This is a genomic window from Candidatus Poribacteria bacterium (assembly GCA_026706025.1).
GTDB lineage: Bacteria > Poribacteria > WGA-4E > WGA-4E > WGA-3G > WGA-3G.
Genome location: JAPOZO010000059.1, coordinates 70,674 through 89,454, shown reverse-complemented (window position 1 = coordinate 89,454; position 18,781 = coordinate 70,674). Strand labels below are relative to the sequence as shown.

Sequence of the window (18,781 nt, the reverse complement as noted above, 5' to 3'; positions counted from 1 at the left end):
TAACTGATAAAAATGTCCCTAAATACGCTTCAGAAACCCGATTTTGACAACGGAAAAATCGGAGCGAAAACCCAATCGTTAAAAATTCGATTGTCTGCTATTCTTGTAGGGTTACTCTTAGTAGGTGCATTGTGTGCAATCACACCCTACAACAACTATTTCCTACAAAACACCAAAATTGCAGGCAATCATCTCCCAGTCGGTTCAATCTTCGGACTTCTCATTCTGGTGTTTCTTGTCAATCTGCCGTTGCGAAAGTTCATGCGGCGCGGGCGTTTTGCCTTCTCCGCACCGGAATTGACTGTTATTTGGATGATGTTGATCGTGGCAGTAGGCATTCCGTCAATGGGGTTGCTGCAATTTCTGCTGCCGTCCCTTGTGGCAGTGCGATACTTCGCAACGACGGAAAACGATTGGTCGGAAACGCTACACCCACATATCCCTGAGTGGCTTGTTGTTACGGATACGCGGGCTGTGACGGACTTTTATGAAGGTATTTCTCCGGGTGAAAGTGTCCCGTGGATGATCTGGCTCAAGCCGTTGCTCATCTGGGGGCTTTTCGTCCTCGTCTTCTATTTCACAACGCTCTGCCTCTCGGCAATCCTACGAAAGCAGTGGGTAGAACGTGAACGGTTTTCGTTTCCGCTAATTCAGATTCCGATACAACTCGCTGCGGAACCGGCACGCGGTACGCTTCTCAACACCTTTTTCAAAAGCAGACTCCTTTGGGCAGGGATGGCATTGCCTGTGGTGTTGCACCTGATCAACGGATTGCACGCACATTTCCCAAAGGTGCCAGAAATTCCACTGATTTATAATATCTACACCGTCTTTACCGAAAAACCGTGGCATACACTCGGATGGTGGCCCGCGATGCGGTTCGTCATCTATTTTTCTGTTATCGGGATCGCCTCTTTACTGACGCTTGAGGTCTCATTCAGTCTCTGGTTCTTCTACCTCTTTTTCAAACTCCAATATATCATCATGAATGCGATGGGACTGAACATCGGTCCCTGGATTAGCTGTAGCCGTCAAGTGATGGGTGGGTATCTCGTCTTTGTTCCCGCTGTTTTCTGGATAGGGCGTGAACATATTGCAACAATCTTTAGGAAAACCTTCGGTCTCGGGCATGCAAGGACGACCTCCGCTACTGTGGCGCGGCAACCGATAGACGACTCCAACGAACCTGTTTCGTATCGTATCGCACTGCTCGGCTTTCTTTTCGGGTTCGTCACCTTAGTGATATTTTTAGCTGTGGCGGGCATAACGACATGGGTTGCGGTCGTGACGTTGCTCTCTATCTTTATCACCTCTATTGTCCTCTCTTGGATGGTCGTTAACGGCGGGTTGTTACTGGTCCAGGCTCCTTTTTTCCCCTCAGAATATATTGATATTACTTTGGGTTCCAACGCATTAGGGCATAAGAGCCTCGCAATCCTGAGTTTCCAACGCACCTTCCTGCGCGATTGGGGTGAGTTTATGATGCCGAACTTCCTGCACAGTTTCAAAGCAGCGGATGAGGTGAAACTCGCACGCCGACGCGTTGTACCGATTTTGGGCATCGCAATTGTTGTCGCAATTCTTATTTCCGTTTATGCCTCATTGACGCTGATTTACGGCAAGGGCGCGCTATTTTTACAGAGTTGGTCCTTCGTCGTCGCACCACGTAACTATTTTCAACGGATGAACAGTCTCATCCAATTTCCTATTGAGACGAAGTGGGACGAGGTCTACAGTATGATCGCTGGTGCCGGATTTACTGGCTTTATGCTCTGGATGCGACAGAACTTTGTCTGGTGGTCCTTGCATCCGATCGGTTATCTTCTCGGTGCGACGTATCCGCCATTCCACCTCTGGTCGTCTATTCTGATTGGGTGGTTCATTAAATACATGGCACTAAAATTTGGCGGTGCATCGACATATCGGAAGATTCGACCGATCGCCTTCGGCTTGATTTTCGGTGAATATGTGATGGTAGCACTATGGATGATCGTCGGGCTGTTTACAGGCATCGGTTATTTTGCACTACCATCGTGAAACATGGATAGCCTCAAACTGCACCATAGGTGTCAATTTAAAAAAAATAATAGCATTGATCCCCAGGTCCGGTAGGTTCGGTTTCCTAACCGAACCGGATTCTACTCATTCCTTCACGTTAAAACTCATATTTTTCATTTTTTTTTTGACATTATGCACGTTTTCTACTTTCAAATTGTGTCTTTAATAAATTGTGAGACGATAGTCTAAATTTAATCGCCTATCGAACCCATGTTAATTAAGAGAGGGTGGTTCATTATTCGCGAGGTTTTCGTGTCGTAAACTGTTGGCTTGTTAGAACCGTCAACGCAATCTAACAGAACGTGCAAAGCAAAGAAAACGATTCAATGATGTATCCTCTTTAGTCCCGTAGGGACGGTATGTTTATAGAAACGCGTGTCCTCGTAATCTTCAGCCCTGTAAGGGCGGTATGTTTATCTGAGGCATTGATTGGGACCATTGTAAATGCAGTGATTTATGAACCATCTTCAATTAAGAGTGGTAATAACGCATGGTTTACTATTCACAGCATGTTTATACCGCAAACTTACCTCACAGTAAGAGTTTACGGGCTATAGGACACAATCTAAATATCCTCGACTTAGTGCTTGTCGCCAATGCGTTGGGGAAGGAGGCACCCGATCTCAATGGCGATGGTGTCGTCAATATCCTTGATTTGGTCGTCGTTGCAAATGCTTTTGAGTAAGGAGATTAGTCTATGACAATAAGAAAAATACATCGTAAATCGTTATGGTTTCAGCTGCTCTTCATATCTACTATGGGCATGCTTGTCTATAATACTCCTGTCTATGCAGAAGATGCCGAGGAATGGGTGCCGGATCCGAATTTGCGGCAAGCCGTCCGCAAAGCTTTAGAGTTACCCGCAGACGAACCTTTGACAAAAGAAAAAATGCTACAATTAACGAGATTGCGTGCAATAGACAAAGGCATTACAAATATCCAAGGCTTAGAGTCTGCGGTAAACCTGACGGCACTCGATTTAGCCGGTAACTCCGTAAAGGACATCAGTCCACTTCAGGGTCTGATGAACCTAACGTACCTGGGTCTGGGTTCTACTGATCTGTCAGATTTATCGCCATTAGCACCTCTGACAGCCCTTATAGACTTGGATTTAGGGGACAACCATATCTCAGATTTATCGCCACTTTCTGAATTAACATCCCTTACAAAAGTGGATTTACAGTACAATCAAATCTCAGATTTATCACCATTAGCCGGTCTGATATCTCTGAGGGATATGAACTTGATAAATAACCCGCTCAGCGATTTAGGTCCACTTTCCAATCTCACGAATTTAGAAGTGTTAGATATCTATTATGGTAAAATTTCAGATGTGTCCCCGCTTGCGGGGCTTGAGAAACTTCCGATATTAGTAATGCACAGCGCATTGCGTGCCGTAGTCCGAGCGGAACTTGGCTTGTCTATTACAGTGCCCTTGACCAAAGATAATATTAAACAACTCACAAGATTGGATGCGTGGAAAAAAGGCATTGTGAATATCCAAGGGTTACAATTTGCGGTAAACCTGACGGAGCTCGAGTTAGGCGATAATCCAGTAAAGGACATCAGTCCACTTCAAAGTCTAATGAACCTGACACACTTGGGGTTAGGTGCGACCAACATATCAGATTCAGATTTACCCCTACTCTCCACACTAACAGGCCTTAGGTATTTAACTTTATGGAGCAACCAAATCTCAGATTTATCGCCACTCTCCGAACTGACAGACCTTGTCGGGTTGGATTTAGGTGGCAACCAAATCTCAGATTTATCACCACTCTCCGAACTAATAGACCTTGTAGAGCTGGCTTTAGGTGACAACCAGATCTCAGATTTATCGCCATTAGCCACGCTGATAAACCTCAGAGATTTGAGTTTGGTAAATAATCCGCTCAGCGATTTAAGACCCCTTTCCAATCTCACGACTTTAGAGGTATTAGATATCGCTTATTGTAAAGTTTCAGATGTGTCTCCACTTGCGGGACTTGTAAATCTTCGGGTATTAAAGATGCTCCATAACCCGACGAGAGATTTCACACCGCTTTTAGGACTAAAGAATCTTACAGACTTCGATAACGGTGGCATCTGCGAGATTGACCCGCTTCCGCCCCTTGTTGCGGAACGCATTGAGAATAGAACCTTCCCGTCAATAGCATTACCAGCATGGAGTCTTGTCCACAAGACAGATACATCAAAATGGTTGACTCGGTGGGCCGATCCCGATGTCTACTATGATGTCGCAACGAAACACGATGCGTATATTTACGCACTTCTTTTGGGTTTGGGTTGGCAGTTGACACCGACAGAACCTACCGAGGGTTTAGCAACACGACTTGTTGGACAGCCTGAGTCCGTAATGGACGAATACCAAAAATACATCGATCGGAATCCGAATATGCTATTCATCCCTACAATAGAGATCACTGTTTACGGGGACTTGGATAATTTCCCACCAGATTCAGATGTTTGGCTGAGAGATGCAGATGGACAAGTGATAAAAAATATAGGTGCGCCTTGGGGGGAATACACGATTGACATCCTAAATCCAGAAGTTCAACAACTCGTCATAGAACGTGTTGTCGGTGTTGCGGAGTGTGGGCTTTTTAATGGTGCCCTTTTCGATGCGTTTATACGTTATCATCGGAGTGTCTACGATAAATACTTTGGTATTGACGGTGAAGTCGTTGTTGAAGCATATATAACAATCTTAAAAGGTATACGGGAGCGCGTCCGTGAGGACTTCCTTATACTCGTCAATGCGAACTTAGGAGAATTCCCCCAATTTGCAGAGCTGGTTAACGGCAGTTTAATGGAAATGTTAAAGGATCTTCCAGATGGTTACACATACGAGCGTATCATTGAGATCGAAGATACTCTGTCTTGGCACGAGAAACATTTACGTGAGCCGAGAATCAATGTGTTGATGCCTTATGGCGTAGCCCAACCTATCAATAGCACCGAAAATAAACGTTGGATGCGTATGTTTACAACAATGTCTCTCACACACTCTGATGGTTATTGTGTATTTAGAGTTCCACAAAAAATGGGGGACTATCTTAACAGAACACACATCTGGCATGATTTCTGGAATGCCGATCTCGGCAAACCTATTGGGGAGAAGGGACAACGCTGTGACGGCTGTGAAGGACTCTTTATCCGAGAGTTCACCAACGGTTGGGCGGTCTATAACCGTAGTGGACAGCCACAAAAGATCCAACTCCCCGGACAAGTCACCGGTGTTGAAAGTGGTATCACAAGCACAACACACATTGTCCCCGATTTAGATGGCGAGATGTATCTGAAACAGGAACCCGACACCATTACCGATGGCACCGTCAAGGTGTTAGCGTTAGAACTTGCGGTAGAGGACTTATCAGAATGGATGCCGGATGCCGCGTTGCAGGCAGTCGTTCGGGAGACACTTGAGGCACTCGGGCTACCCGCATCAGCCCCCTTGACGAAAGAGAAGATGCTACAACTGCCTTCTCTGAAAGCAAATCACAGAGGCATTGTTGATATAACGGGGTTGGAATTTGCGCTGTCTCTAAAAGATCTAAACCTTGGGGGTAGAAATCGTGTCACAGACCTCCGTCCGATCGCGAACTTAACACATCTCACCCAATTACATATCTCGCATCGTGAAGTAGCAGGAATGTCCCCGGTTACAAATTTGGATATAAGTCCACTATCAGGGCTTATCAACTTAGAGGGACTCTCCCTTGAAAATAACGGTATTTCGGATATAAGTCCGTTAGCAGGATTGAAGGAACTCCAACGATTGGGTCTTGCAGTTAACACCATTGACGACATTAGTCCTCTTGCAGGACTGAAAAAACTCCGACATTTAAATCTTTCAGATAACAGCATTAAAGACTTGAGTCCAATTGCGGGGCTTACAAATTTGGCGGAGTTGTGGATTGAGAACAATCTGGCAACCGATTTCAGTCCACTGTCTGCTTTGAATCTTACGGACTTCCGGTCTGATGTGGACGTGAACGACGATGGTGTTATCAATATTCAGGACCTTGTGATTGTTGCAAACGCGTTTGGCAAAGCGCAACCCGATCTGAATGGTGATGGTGTTGTTAACATTCAAGATTTAGTAATTGTTGCAAAGGCATTTTGAAAAGGAGATATTCTTATCTATGATAATCAAGGCTCTGATTTTTCAATCTCCTATTCCTAAACTATGGGATATTTGAAGGAGTTATATTATGCACACCAATGAAAACAAGCTCACGACTACATGGAAAGAACGTGCAAAAAACCAACATACTGTTACTGGAATTCGGACGTGGCACGTCAATCTGAACCCTCGCGCAATGCCCGGTTTAGGGTTCGCTAAAGGACAGTGGCAGAAACCTGCTACCCAGACGGCGCACGTTGACTGGCGCGGTCCCTTCGCAACGCAAGCAGGCGCATTAATCGTAGAAATAACGACTGATAAGGGCTTAAAAGGATACGGGCTCGGTGGTGGTGGGCTTGCTGGTGCGCTGGTTATTGAAAAACACCTTCAGCACTTCGTCATCGGACGCGATCCGCTTGATGTTGAGGAGATATGGGAACATCTGTATCATATCACCTCAATTTATGGGCGGCGCGGCTTGGTCATTTATGCGTTGAGCGGCGTAGAACTCGCACTCGTTGACCTGTGTGGGAAGATTGTAGACGCGCCTGTCTATAGCCTCATTACAGAGACACCGTGCCTTAAAATTCCTGCCTATGCCACGGGTGCTGATGTCGGTTATTACGCAGAGAACGGATTCGCCGCCTGCAAACTACCACTCCGTAACGGCCTTGCCGAAGGTGAAGATGGATTCGCAGAAAACGTTGAGATGATACACGCCGCACGCGATGCCATCGGACCAGAAGTGGAACTGATGGCAGACATCTATCTCCGTTGGGATGTGGACTACACACGCCGTTTCGCCGAGGCAGCTGCTGATGTGAATCTCAAATGGATTGAGGAACCTATCCCGCTTGACGATTATGCAGGCATGGCACAACTCGTCCGAGATGTCCAACCGACATGGATTGTCTCCGGTGAACATGAATTCACGCGGTACGGATTTCGTGAATTGTTACGTTGGAAGGCGGCAGATATGATCCAACCCGACATTAGTTGGGCGGGCGGTTTTACAGAATGCCTACGAATTGCACGTGAAGCCGCTGAACTCAATATCCCAACATGGCTCCATCAGGCTGGCACGCCGTGGGGTTTACATCTCACAGCGTGTCTGCCGATGCCATGTATGGCAGAGACCTTTGGTCCCTCCCGCGACGGCATTGAAAACGAACTCTATCGCCGTTTACGACCTGAACCTCGCGATGGGTTTTTCACTTTCAACGATGCCCCGGGTTTTGGCGTAGATGTGGACGAAGCGTTGTTAGAGGCATACACAGTGGATCGGTTATAACAACTCAGTGTTTTATCCACAGGAACAGGCTTCCGTGTGGTTCGTTTATCATCTTGTAGGAGCGAGCTGTGCTCGCGACCTTTATTCCCTTCAATCTTGACGCGACAAAATACTACCCTTTAAAGTTCGGCTTCACAATCTCCGCGATTTCTATCGCCCGCTCCCAAGAAACGGTTACCTGCTGCTTCATCTCTGGGTATTTGGGTTGAAGTGCCTCAATGTGTGGCGGTCCCGTTCCCCAATTACTGGATTGCCGGCGCGGCACAACGTGAATATGAAAGTGTGGCACTTCTTGCAAACTTGTTACACCGTTATTCTGATAGACAGTAAGACCATCTGGATTGAATGTTTCTGTTAAAGCCTCGGCAGCAGTTCGGAGTTTGTCCATAATTTCAGCTGCCTCATCATCCGTCAGGTCCAATATCGTTGGCGCGTGTCGGCGCGGAATAATAAGCAATTGCCCGATTTCAAATTGCCGAGGGTTGACAATCGTAAGCGTCTTTTCAGTTGCATTGATGATATGTCTGTTTTCAATCCGTCCAGCAGCCAACTCGCAAAATGGACACGGATCCCAGATAGGCATTTCAAATGGGGCAACGCTATCGTTCATTTGCATTCTCCCGTGGTTAAGAGGTTGGAGGTAAGGAAACAGATGTTAATTGATCATGTGCCCATCCGCTACAGTCGCTGTGGACATAGACGATATCGTTGATAACAATGCGGCGATTGTTCGGATATTTAGCCACTAAATCGTGGCCTCGCAAGTAGCGACCGTCATAGCGTCGAAAGAAAACTGTGCGTCCACCGCTTTCGAGGTATATCTCAGCAAGTTCACCACCGTGAGGCTCGGAAATGTCAACGTCTAAAATACGAAGACAGTGAAAAGTGTTTTCGCCGATTGTTACGTTGTATGTACCAGCACCGAAACCTTGACCGTCGGTGATTCTGTACGAGCCATCAGCTTGAAGTTCATACCGACCATCGTCTACAATCCGTCGTTTTAAGGGACCTCCCCAAGCATCTTCAAACCCTTCATCACCGACTGTGTAGGATGCTTGTTTCCCGTCTACTATATTAACGACCGAAATCCATCTACTATAGGTATCGTCAAGTGTTGCGTACATCATAACCGGGGGATTTACGTCGGGCCAGTCCCTCGGTGCTAACCATTCCCTAATTTGAAGTCCTACACAATCAATACCTCGAATTGTCGCCGGTGCAGTCGGCGTGATCTCTACGATTGCATCGAGTTCCAGCGTATTCGCATCGTACTCAACTCGAAAGTGTGGTTCATCCATCTCTGGAACGGCGAACCACCATTGCAGCTCCGGACAGTCAACTTCGGTGATACGATCCTCGCTTTCGACAATCTTCACGTCCGGACGCTGTTGTGGGAACGGGTGTTTTAGAATTTCATTTGTGTGTGTCTGTTTTGTGCTCATATTATTAATCCTCCTGTAGCCCATATATTCTGAGAAGATTCAATCCATGTTGTGGAATTAAATTCAGAAAATATTAGATCGTGGCTTTAGGTGGACTTCAGACACCAGCGGTTTCAGATGAATAGCAGATCATACACAATTAAATGCTATGCTTGCGGATGTTTTTCCTTCATCCGTTTAACGGCATCCAACTTTGTCTGTTGCCAGTCAGTCCAGTCTTTCCCGCCTTCATACCGGACGACATCGTGGATGGTTGCGCGCGGTTGGTAGGTGATATAGTTTCCGGTGTGCCATGCGAGATTCCGATAAACCATGAAATCTCCCGGTCCGAGATGCACCTGTACTGCTCCGGGGAACTGCCTACAATGTTCTAAGCAGTATCGCTCAGCTTCAGCATTAGACTGCCCTTCAGCAGGTTTCCGTAGACTCGGATCGCCTGTAGATTGTTCTTCACCGGGCATATCCCACTGGCGTAGATGACTACCGGGGACGAACCATGTACAAGAATCCGCGTAAATCGCACAGTTGACCTGATTGAAGTGCCGCAGGTCGTACCAGACTTCCGCTAACTTGGCATTAACAGTCTCATCGCGGGCTTCGGGTGGGACTTCAACAACACCGTCTCGGTGCCAACCGATATGCCATGGATGCTCAAGCGGTTCAACAAGGAGTCCCATGATGTCAACATGTCCGTGCGTATAGTCAGGACCGAGCAATTTTTCGATGGCATCGCGGAGTTCCGATAGTTCTGTATAGTCGTAAAAAGGCTTTAGGTCTAATTCATCGCCGTAATTGGATAGTGGTTGGATGCGTTGCGTCTGCGGTCCGTTGAGTTTATGTGCAAGATCGCGTGCCTTCTCTGCCTCACGACGCAAATCGGTGAGCAGCGAGGGTGGAACAATCCCGCTGAAAATCAGATAACCCTGTGAGAGATACTCGTTTACCATTGAATCTTGAAATTGAAATCCCATTGTGTATCCTATTTGCTGTCTAAGCAATGCCCACTGTAGCACAAACTTTTAGTTTGTGGCACTCTCAAGGACCCTGAGAGCATTAGGAATTATTTGAGAGTGTCCTCTTAATTCTACTCTAATTCTGAACCTTACTATAGTTTAGTTTAACCTCAATTTCGGGGACGTATGAGATCAATGCGCCGCAACGCAATATCTATAAGTAAAAGACAGAGTGCTGCGATGAGAAACGGTCTCCAGAGATGAATCCGAAGCATAACAGGATTTTCAGGTGCTCGAAATACGTCCTCTACGGAGGCGTTGAATTTCCCGCCAGATGTTGTCGAGAGTTGGCGCAACAGTGATTCATCGGCGTTGTGAACAACGTATTCTTCGGGATAGGAAACGACCGTGCCGGTTACTTGGGTGTTAACGATTTCACCGACCTGTTTTTGCATGATGTTAACGAAATAAGGTCCCACATCTTTTGTCGGGAAATCGAGTTCATAATGTCCCGGCGCGCTCTGTGTAACAGCGAGTTGCTGCTTTTTGAGGTTGGGTCCGATGAGAGAGATGTCACTCTCCAATTCGTTCAGGAATTCCCCGGTTTCCCCAAGTGCATCAATAGCAAGGTGTGCAGTTCCTTTCTCTTTGGTGATTTTTGCTTGGAAATTGCTGAGCGTTGTTTTCCGCATTGTATCGCGCACAAGTTGGGTCCAGAACTTGCCGTAACCCGGCCACTCCAGCCAATCCGCAGCCCAGCGTGCTTTGGCATCGGAGGTGAAAGCGACAGATTTCCCTAACCCATATTGCCAACTCGCGAGCAGCGGATCACCTCGGTCTGAGACGAGGAAGGTTTCGGCGGTAGGTCGCGGCTGCGTAGCAACGTAACCAAGTAGGAACGGCGCGAGTTCCAAATCAATGCCGCTCAAGACTTGGGTCGGCTTGATCTGTTGCGGTATAAAAGGTTCATCAATGATTGCGGATTTAGATGCAGTGACGGTCTCTTTCGCGAAGATCTGAGGGACGTTATACGGGTCTTGTGTGAAGTATTCACGACCGCCGCCCCAATTCGCGAGATTACCAAGCATGTTCATATCAGCACCGCTGCCGATACCAACTGTTGAGATTGTGATATTCTCACTGTGCATCGAATTCGCGATGCCGTACCAGTCCCCCGGCGTAGAGTGTCCATCACTGAGAATGATAACATGCTTGAGTTTAGCGGTCGTTTCTGTTAGGGCAAAGTACGCCTGTTCGAGCGCAGGATAAAGGTTCGTGCCACCACCAGCGACGATTGAGCCGATCTGGTCTGAGAGATACTGCTTATCTGAAGCATCGTGCATCTCCGCAATCCAGAACGGGGACCCATCAAATGCGATGACCCCGATTTTATCGCGCTGTCCGAGGAGTTCTACCGATGCGCGCGCCGCCTCTTTCGCCAATTCAATCTTGATGCCGCCCATACTTCCCGATTTGTCTATAACGAGGACGATTGCCAGAGAAGGGGTCTCCTTTTTCTTTTCTGTGTCGGTACGGACAGGCAAAATCGCTTCGATTGGCGTTTTGTAGTAGCCACCGAGTCCAAAACTATTTTCACCACCCAGCATCATGAAGCCACCACCAAGGTCTTGGACATAAGTACGGATGAGATCCATCTGTTTTTCGGTAAGACGGTTCGCGGGAACGTCACTGAAAATAATGAGCTCATAATTTTGTAAGTCGGCGAGTTCATTTGGGACACCCAATCCGTTGCGGACATCTACGCGGATCTTAGCATCTTCGAGGACTCTCGTCAGATAGCGCGCATGCGACTCGTTTTCATCAATCAGGAGAACTTTCGGTTTGCCGGTAACAGAGACGATACCGAGTGCACGGTTGTTATCGTAGCGTGTATCTTTCGTTGTACGGCAGATCGCATCGTAGGTGAGCGTTCCACTCTCCATAGCAGTTTCAGTAAATATCACTCGGTTTTCGCCTTCTTCAAGCCGTGCTTCCTGTTTCGCTACCTCGAATTTGTTCTTGAAGAGACGGATCTCTGCTACGTCTTCATGGTTGCTGTGGATAAGCACTTCCACATTGAACGGAGCACCTTGCTTGACTTGTGCTGGCATATCAAGCTGCTGAAGCATAACTTCCGGTTCATCGCTCGGATATATTGGCACCGTATCAATTTGTATCCCAAAATCCCTTCCGCGAAGTGCCGTGTGAATCGCTTCACCTTGTGTTTCGACCCCATCTGTGATGAGAACAATCCGTTTGTTCGCATTTGCTGGAAAAAATCCCCAGGCCGTCTCAATCGCTTGCGCGATGTTCGTCGTGTCACCTGCCGCCTCATCGGCATCCAGCCATGTTTTCTTGATTTCGGCGAGTTCCAATTCGGCATCAGGTACATTTTCACTTTTCGATAACGCTTGAATTATTTCGGTTGTGTCCGTAAATGCGATAAGACCGGCTTGTTGATTCCCGCCTTGTAATTTCAGTGCCTCGTTGAGATAATCCGTCGTTTTCGTCAATCCATCGTCTGAGATACTATCTGAAATGTCTGCGAGAAACATAACCGCTAATTTGTCATCAGTTTTCAGGTACTGGACATCTGCCACACTCAGAATTAGCAGTAGGACAATGATAATGCGAGTAATTAGGCTAATCACGCGCTGCGTTTTTGACAGGTCTACCAGACTGCGACGGAAACCGTAATAAAGCAACGGTAGCAAAAGTAGAAGTAGAAGTAAAACAGGTCGTGTAATTTCCATAATTTTATCTCGGTAGTGTTGTAGGCTTTGTCTATTGTTTCGACTATAGTATCACAGCACGTTTCTGTATGTCAATCGTTTACATGGGTTTGCTATTGTGCTTAGATGGACATAGCATCGGGGTTGTTCACCTGCATTTCAATATCAAATCCCTCTTTTCGTATCCGCAGGTCAAAGTATAGAAGCGTAATGCCGATGATCCAAATTGGAAAAATGAGAGTGCCAACGATTAGGTTGATCCACCACATAATCACGTAAAAGAGAGGGTTACTACTATCAGTGCCGTACATTATCATCCATTTGAGGATGTCCATGGACGTTGTTTCACCCATTGCTTTTGTTAACATAAAAATGAAGCCAATCATACCCACGACGATCCGCTGAATCGCGAAACTTAACACAGCGAAAGAGACTAACATACCTCCGACGTGCCACCATCTACCACGAGTGAGTTCACTGCTCCTTTCAAAAGCGCGTCGGATGAGAGGTTTTTCAAGAAGAACTACAGCACTGGCGAACATCCAACGCACGGCAAAGTAAAGTGCGAAAGGGGCAAGCACTGCAGGAATGAAGATGATCCACCTCTGTCCACTTCTCGTCACCAAAGATATTAAACCATAAGTGATGACCTCCCAATTCATGGGGAGATCGATTGAAAAAGGCACAGACGTTAACCGAGCGAAAACGAACACAACCGATATTGATTCAATAATTTCCGTATAAAGCGCATAATAAACTAAAGGAAATATGACAACAGTGCGAGGTATCACAAAGACTAAACTCCATGGAAGGTGAGACGCTAACATCTGCCAGAACCGATGTCCGGCTTGCTGCAATGCATCTCGGCTCCTGATATGCTTGCCTAAATAGATTGTAGCCGTCGCAACAATTATCCCACCCATGCTTATCAGACCAAAAGGCATGTCAACGAGGTCTGTTACCCAGTTTTTTAGAGGGAAGTTTGGAAGAAAACGCCCTAATAAATATACCACTAAGTTTCCAGAAAAATGAAGGGCGGCGATCCCTAAAAACAGCCGAAAATGCTTCCGATACAGACTAAACGTTATATCAAGAATTTCACCAATCCCCAATGGTCGGAGTGTGGATGTATTACTGTTGTTGGCTTGTGTGGTATCAGTTGGATTTAGCATCTGTTTCTACTTCAGTTAATCTATTGTCGTTGATTTGTATCTCAATATCAGATTGGTCTTTTCGTATCCATAGATCGAAGTATAAGAGAGTGTTACCAATGATCCAAATTGGAAAGGTAAGTGTATCAACAACTAAGTCGGTACACGTCATAATCGCGTAAAAGGGTAAATTGCTGCTGTCAATCGTACTCTCCATTATCGCCCATCGGATGATATCTATGAAGCCTGTTTCACCTGCTATATTTGTTAGAACGAGGATACATACAACTGAAACCTTAAATATAATACTAATAGCACCACTAAGTATAAAAAATGAAATGGATATGCTACAAACTCGCCACCACATACCGCGAACCAGTTCACTGCTCCGTTTTAGCGAGGCTCCTATGGGTAATTTTTCAAGCAAAACTGCTTCGACAACAAATAACCAACGAACCAAAAAGTAGGTCGGGAGCGGTATGCAAGTGAGTAGCATTGCCCATAATGATACTGAAGATATTTCTCCTCCTACACGAGAGATACTGATGAATGGAATTATGAAGAACAATAGCCATAAAAGATACCCCCCGAACATTGGGAAAAATCTTTGTAGTGTATATCGTAATGCATCGCGGCTTGTAATGTGCCTGCCTAAATAGGTTATCGCACTCGCGATGATTATCCCACCCATGCTTACAATCGCAAAGGGCTCACTCACAAGACTTGCAATCACGCTTTTTAGAGGGATATTAGAGAGGAATCCTTCTAACGAATACGTCACCAACTTGCCAAAGAAATGGAGAGCAATTATTCTTAAAAACAGTAAAAAATATTTCCGATAGAGACTGAAGGTTGTATCCAGAAGCTCGCTGAACCGCATTGGTTGAAGTGTGGAAGTATTGCTGTCGTATAGTTGAGTTGCCTCATTTGGATTGAGCATGTGCTTTTTATCTACTAAGATTGTTGCAGTTATTGTAAAATTGTTATCAATCTACAATTGATCGAGTTGGTGGTACTCGCGGTATGCGCTGATTGTCTCATCAAGAGCCTTTGTTCCTTTTTCGGTGGCATTGATTAACTTTCTGGAAGCATCAACAATTTTTTCAATAGCTGGTGGTAAAGGTTGGGTATTTTCTTTTTCCAGGTGTTGAACCTCTGTATTGAGTGCTTTCACTATTTCACTTATTGCGTTGAGAGATGCAATCAGTTTCATGTTTGCTTGGATCAGGATTGTAGGAGATACTTCTTCTTTATTGAGGTCTTGAAGTTCTTCGTTACACAGTTTTATCGACTTGTCTGCTTCAGCAAGCGCGTCAATCGCTGCTATGTTTGTTGCAGTCAATGGGTTGAAATCTGCTTTTTCTCCGTTGGCGAGTTGACCCAACTTTTGAAGCATTGCCTCGTTTGCCTTATTGGCTTTTGCGAGTGCTTGATTTGCTAACCTAAGATATTTCGGGTCTACTTTCTTGGAGGGAAGCCGCCTTTTGGAGCGGCGAGGTTCGGGTTTGGGTGTAGAGATAACGATAACGATCATTATCAAACAGGAGAGGATTACGGCAGCTATCACTTTTAGGTTCTTGCTGTTCATGGCTATGTCTCTCCTCACTATTTTTGAACTTCCGTAGGTTGGGTAGCGCGGTAAAGCACCAAGATTTCTGATTTGTCCGGAGCCTGTTGATTTGCGATGCTACTTTCATCAAGAAGAAATATAGCGAAACCCAACATTCCAAACGCTGCAGGTGTGAGAGTGTGTCGAATTCTACGTCTCTTTCGGTGATTTCAGGTTTCTGCATGGACCTTGAAAATCATCTGCGCTGTTAAGTCGAACTCACGTTAGTTAGCAATTTAGATTATTTTAATCAATTCGCCTGCGTTGATATAAGAACCATTCAACAACACTCAATCCAACGGCAAGGAATACCAAGTAAACCCATGGTGGGTAGCGTAAGAGTGCGGCACCGCTCTGTGCCACTGATGCCTCGGTCAGGTCTTCAACTGCCGGGTCGGCACCGATGTGCGATTCTGCTGCATCGGCGAGGTTAACTGCCCATATCGTTCCGCTATTATCTTTTGTAGCATCGGATACCTCCGGTGGCGGCTGTTCTTCTGCTGATGTAGAATCCGCTGCTTCTGAGATCTTCAGTTCGTAGAAACCGGCACGCAGTGTCTGCTCAAAAAGCAGCGCGTCCCCTTCAACAGGAAGTTCCCACGTTTTGTCCTCAGGTCCCGTGATTTTTACAACTTTTGAGGTGCTTTCGGGTGAATCAGTTTCTGTCTTTAATTCCGGTTGCGAAATTGCGTCTATCGATTCAATCTGCTGTTTGAGGACTTCTCCCGTATGGAGATGGTATTCCAGAATTTCAGAACGTTGTTGGAACCACTGGATGGTATTCGCTATAATTACCGGAAATGCAATGCGTAACGGCAGATCGGATTCCAAGATATTGATAGCAGCGAAGACAACTTTTCGGTTCGGCTTAACGTCAATGAACAAGACTGGGGATTCAAATGAACGCGCAAGTACCTGGGCTGTGGACGGTGGCGTGACCTGATACGCTGTACCGATTTGGACATTCTCCAGATGAACGTGCTGCAGAATAGGGTGCGTCCGCTCCCAATCCGTAATAATTGGTGTTTCCAACGCTGCACCGATATGCCATTTCAGTTCGGAGGTAGCGGTTTCTGATCCGTCAACAGCAGGTGGGTAAATAAACATGTAATTCCCATCACCGAGGGAAGGAGGGCTGTAACGATCAAAGATAACGACTTGATACGCTTTTGTCGCTTGCGAATTAGCACCGTTAGGGAGTACGTCAGCTTCATATTCCGTCGGTGTGAGGATGGTGAGTTGTATCTGTTCATCAACGGCGAGTGCTTTTTGGAGAAACGGGTTTTCTGCTGTCACAAGCAAGACAGGGATAAGATCGCGTTTCGGAAGCGTGGCGTAAGCAATGTTGTCTGAGATCAGTGGGTCTTGGATATCAAGGACCGCTTTGAGTTTGCCACCTTCAAACGCAAAGTTACTGAAAATCTCGGATTTGCTTTCGCCGGGCGCAAGGGTGTAAGGGCGGACATCAAAAAGATTCTCGTTGAAATAGAGTTCAACGTTGAATCTTTTCTCTTCTTCTGAGGCGTTGACGACACGCAGCAGTGTTTGGTAATCGAAGGCGTTAACAAGACTCTTGCGGACTCGGAACTGCGTAATACCAACGTTGTTCTTTGCTTTTCCTATCTGTATCAAGTGGCGTTTGATTTCTGGATCCGGTTCTTCGGTGTCTCCCACCTGTTCCGTTTTGCTTTTAAGTTTAGCGAGTAGCCCTTCTGAAATCGACTGGAAATCGCTGAAGATAACAATTTCAGGGTTAGGTTTGGTTTCGGCAATGGCGTACGCTAAATCATAAGCAGGCTCAAGGTTCGTGCTGATGTCAGTCGGTTGGATCGCATTAATCGCTTCTCGTAGCGATTTCTGGTGATTCGTAAACGGAATATGAATTACAGGTTGGGTATGGGAACTGATTACCGTCATTTCGTCCATGAAACGGAGACCATCTGCGCTTCGCAGGGCACGTTCTTTAGCAACCTCTAACCGCGTGCGCCCGTCAGTGTCTTCTTCAATAGCATTCATACTCGCCGACTGGTCAATAATCAAAACCAGTTGCCGAGCAGATTTTGTTATGAAAGCGAATTGCGGACGCGCAATTGAAAACACTAAGAGCATCAAAAATAGAAGTTGCAACAGGAGTGATAGGAGGTGCTTCAGTCTCTGGAACAGAGAGGTCGTCTGCCGTTCTTTAAAAAGTTCCTCCCAGAACATCAGTGTAGAGACCGGTTCGCGGCGCCGACGCAGCCTAAGGATATACAGCGCGACAATCGGGAGTGCCAATCCAAATAGGAATAGTGAGGTGGGAGACAAGAAATTCATAGTTTAATAGTTGTCGGTTATCAGTTATCAGTTTGCCTCGCAGTGAGAGTTACAAGAGGTTTTGGGTAATTCTAAGGTTTCCTCTTTCTGACCACTGAAAGGTTTTCGTAGAAAACCGCCCTGACGACTGACAACCGAAAGATTTTTTCGCAGAAAAAATCGTACTGAAAACTGATAACTATTAAGAAACAAAACCACCCATCCTGAAAATGCGTAAAATAAGTTCCTCGAAAGGGGATTCTGTCGTCGTCCGTACAAGGCTGATTTCGCGTTGCGTGCAGTATAAATCCATGTCATCACAATATTTTTGGAACAGTGCCTGATACCGCTTGAGATGATTTTCGTTGATCGTGACTTGACGCAGCTGATTTGTTTCAACATCCACAAGATGGTAATCACCAAGTAGATCAGGAGCGACTTCTTTCTGATCGATGATATGGATCACGAAAAGTTCATGCTTCTGAAATTTCAACACATTCAGTCCGTTGGTAAACCCACTCGGATCAAAGAGATCCGAAATTAGCACGACGAGACCGCGACGTTTGGTTGTGTGGACAAAGTTGTGGAATGCGCTCTCTAAATCTGTTTCGCCACTACCGTTAATCTGATCAAGAAAGTCGAGGACGGTAAAAATTTTACCTTTGCCACGCTCTGTTGGGAGCCGATTCGCGCCTGTGTTGTTGAAGGTCGTAATACTAATCCGGTCAAGGTTGGATAAGCCGATATAGGCGAGCGCAGCGGCGACTCGTTTCGCATAAATCAGTTTCGGCAGCTCGCCGTAGGTCATGGACTGACTGGCATCGACGAGGAAGTAGATGTGCAGGTCTTCCCGTTCTTCGTAGAGTTTTAGCAGGAGTTCATCCAAGCGTGCGAAAGCGTTCCAGTCGATGTAGCGGAAATCGTCACCTGCGGTATAGTTACGGTAGTCGGCGAATTCGACACTCACACCGCGGCGTGTACTGCGACGCTCCGCCTTGATGCGTCCGGCAAAAATCTTTTTCGAGACAATATAAAGATATTCAAGTTTTTTCAGGAATTCGCTGTCAAAGGCAGACTGTGTATCGTTCATCTTTTTTAACTATTGGGTTTTCGCGAAGAAGTAAAGA

Annotated in this window: 13 protein-coding genes; 4 read left to right on the top strand and 9 right to left on the bottom strand. The window is 46.2% G+C overall.

From position 1 onward, the window contains the following. Window positions 1-12 precede the first annotated feature (12 nt). From OXH00_14040 to OXH00_14025, 4 genes are all read left to right on the top strand, one after another. Window positions 13-2,037 carry a hypothetical protein gene (locus OXH00_14040; protein ID MCY3742132.1) on the top strand — a complete coding sequence of 675 codons (2,025 nt, stop codon included), beginning with the start codon at window positions 13-15 and terminating at the stop codon, window positions 2,035-2,037. Between the two features lie 511 nt (window positions 2,038-2,548). After that, on the top strand, window positions 2,549-2,743 hold the full coding sequence (locus OXH00_14035; GenBank protein MCY3742131.1) for a hypothetical protein: 195 nt from the start codon (window positions 2,549-2,551) through the stop codon (window positions 2,741-2,743). Between the two features lie 12 nt (window positions 2,744-2,755). Continuing rightward, window positions 2,756-6,184 carry a leucine-rich repeat domain-containing protein gene (locus tag OXH00_14030; protein MCY3742130.1) on the top strand — a complete coding sequence of 1,143 codons (3,429 nt, stop codon included), beginning with the start codon at window positions 2,756-2,758 and terminating at the stop codon, window positions 6,182-6,184. An 88-nt stretch (window positions 6,185-6,272) separates the two neighbouring features. Further along, window positions 6,273-7,475, top strand: coding sequence for an L-rhamnonate dehydratase (locus OXH00_14025; GenBank protein MCY3742129.1), 1,203 nt, complete (start codon window positions 6,273-6,275; stop codon window positions 7,473-7,475). Window positions 7,476-7,587: 112 nt separating this feature from the next. Here the strand turns inward: OXH00_14025 and OXH00_14020 are convergent, their stop codons facing one another. The 9 genes from OXH00_14020 to OXH00_13980 all read right to left on the bottom strand — a co-directional run bounded on the left by OXH00_14020 (window position 7,588) and on the right by OXH00_13980 (window position 18,744). Further along, on the bottom strand, window positions 7,588-8,085 hold the full coding sequence (locus OXH00_14020) for an HIT family protein (protein MCY3742128.1): 498 nt from the start codon (window positions 8,083-8,085) through the stop codon (window positions 7,588-7,590). A 16-nt stretch (window positions 8,086-8,101) separates the two neighbouring features. Then, the gene (locus tag OXH00_14015; protein ID MCY3742127.1) at window positions 8,102-8,917 is read right to left on the bottom strand and encodes a hypothetical protein; all 816 of its coding nucleotides are present in this window, start codon (window positions 8,915-8,917) and stop codon (window positions 8,102-8,104) included. Between the two features lie 146 nt (window positions 8,918-9,063). Then, window positions 9,064-9,888, bottom strand: a complete 825-nt coding sequence (locus tag OXH00_14010) for a phytanoyl-CoA dioxygenase family protein (GenBank protein ID MCY3742126.1) — start codon at window positions 9,886-9,888, stop codon at window positions 9,064-9,066. Window positions 9,889-10,040: 152 nt separating this feature from the next. Next, a complete protein-coding gene (locus OXH00_14005; GenBank protein MCY3742125.1) occupies window positions 10,041-12,623 on the bottom strand; it encodes a VWA domain-containing protein in 2,583 nt (860 codons plus the stop codon). A gap of 101 nt (window positions 12,624-12,724) precedes the next feature. Then, window positions 12,725-13,774, bottom strand: a complete 1,050-nt coding sequence (locus tag OXH00_14000) for a hypothetical protein (GenBank protein MCY3742124.1) — start codon at window positions 13,772-13,774, stop codon at window positions 12,725-12,727. Then, window positions 13,758-14,693 carry a hypothetical protein gene (locus OXH00_13995; GenBank protein MCY3742123.1) on the bottom strand — a complete coding sequence of 312 codons (936 nt, stop codon included), beginning with the start codon at window positions 14,691-14,693 and terminating at the stop codon, window positions 13,758-13,760. Before OXH00_13995 ends, OXH00_14000 begins: the two co-directional genes overlap by 17 nt. Before the next feature lie 51 nt (window positions 14,694-14,744). After that, on the bottom strand, window positions 14,745-15,341 hold the full coding sequence (locus OXH00_13990) for a hypothetical protein (GenBank protein ID MCY3742122.1): 597 nt from the start codon (window positions 15,339-15,341) through the stop codon (window positions 14,745-14,747). Between the two features lie 267 nt (window positions 15,342-15,608). Continuing rightward, on the bottom strand, window positions 15,609-17,675 hold the full coding sequence (locus tag OXH00_13985; GenBank protein MCY3742121.1) for a BatA and WFA domain-containing protein: 2,067 nt from the start codon (window positions 17,673-17,675) through the stop codon (window positions 15,609-15,611). Between the two features lie 181 nt (window positions 17,676-17,856). Next, the gene (locus OXH00_13980) at window positions 17,857-18,744 is read right to left on the bottom strand and encodes a DUF58 domain-containing protein (protein ID MCY3742120.1); all 888 of its coding nucleotides are present in this window, start codon (window positions 18,742-18,744) and stop codon (window positions 17,857-17,859) included. Window positions 18,745-18,781 lie beyond the last annotated feature (37 nt).